General features: G+C 49.3%; 1 protein-coding gene and 2 rRNA genes. 1 reads left to right on the forward strand and 2 read right to left on the reverse strand.

Annotated elements, in window-relative coordinates:
* On the forward strand, positions 1-514 hold a 514-nt coding region (locus L1N97_RS16855; RefSeq protein ID WP_236130566.1), incomplete at its 5' end, for an IS630 family transposase.
* A 319-nt stretch (positions 515-833) separates the two neighbouring features.
* On the opposite strand, the gene rrf is transcribed toward L1N97_RS16855, so the two are convergent.
* Positions 834-948, reverse strand: a 5S ribosomal RNA gene (gene rrf / locus L1N97_RS16860).
* A gap of 162 nt (positions 949-1,110) precedes the next feature.
* Positions 1,111-1,196, reverse strand: a 23S ribosomal RNA gene (locus L1N97_RS16865); the annotation flags it as partial.

Raw genomic sequence — 1,196 nt, forward strand, 5'->3', positions numbered from 1 at the left:
GTGGTTTCAGGATGAAGCAAGAATGGGTCAACAGAACACCACTACGCGCTTGTGGGCCAAAACTGGCTCGCGGCCACGGGCGGTAAGGCAGCAGCAATTTGAATATGCCCATCTATTCGGTGCAGTCTGCCCGGCAAGTGGTGCGACAGAAGCGCTGATTGTCCCTTTCATCAGCAAAGACGTGATGAAAAAGCATTTAGCGCAGATTTCAGCGGCAACTGCCAAAGGCCGATTTGCGGTAGTAGTCATGGATGGGGCGGGTTGGCATACGGATGATATTGCTAACGACTTTGATAATCTGGCTATATTAAAACTGCCACCCTATTCGCCAGAGCTCAATCCGATTGAGCAAGTATGGAGCTGGCTGCGACAGCATCATTTAGCTAACCGTTGTTTTGAAAACTATGAAGCCATTGTCGAAGCTTGCAGTGAAGCCTGGAATAGCTTTATCAGCGATACCGCGAGAGTGATCAAGATGTGCACAAGAGATTGGGCGGTACTGAACAGACTTTAAGATGGAATGGTATAAGATTCACTGCTTGAAAGCGCTTAGTCAGTGATACTGAACGCGTAATTAGAGTGAACCTAGAGACTGAACAGACTTTAAGATGGAATGGTATTACTATCCTTAAGTACCAAATCGCATGGCGACAAATTCGTCTGGAACGAATTTGGACTGCCGCAGGCAGGTCGCGAAGGGACGAGCCCCAGGGAAGGGGCGAGCAATGCCACACCCCGCAGGGGCTGTGGCTGGCATGCGTGAGTGTGCGCCGATAGGCGCTTCAACGCAAAAAGGCTTACCCTAACGGGTAAGCCTTTTGCTTGAATGAGGTGCCTGGCGGTGTACTACTCTCGCATGGCGAATGCCACACTACCATCGTCGCAGCTGCGTTTCACTTCTGAGTTCGGAATGGAGTCAGGTGGTTCCACAGCGCTATTGCCACCAGGCAAAAACGTGTTAGGAACATGCTTAACACCCTTTAGTGCGGCACTCTTGTGCTACGTGCAGGGTCAAATCCATGGAAGGATTTGATAAAAACATGTCCCAATATCTAGCAAGCTGATTCAGTATGCACACTGTATTCTTTCTTAAAACATCTTGGGCGTTGTATGGTTAAGCCTCTCGGGCAATTAGTATGAGTTAGCTTAACGTGTCACCACGCTTCCACACCTCACCTATCAACGTTGTGGTCTTC

Source organism: Rheinheimera sp. UJ63 (assembly GCF_021568285.1).
Taxonomy (GTDB): Bacteria; Pseudomonadota; Gammaproteobacteria; order Enterobacterales; family Alteromonadaceae; genus Alishewanella; species Alishewanella maricola.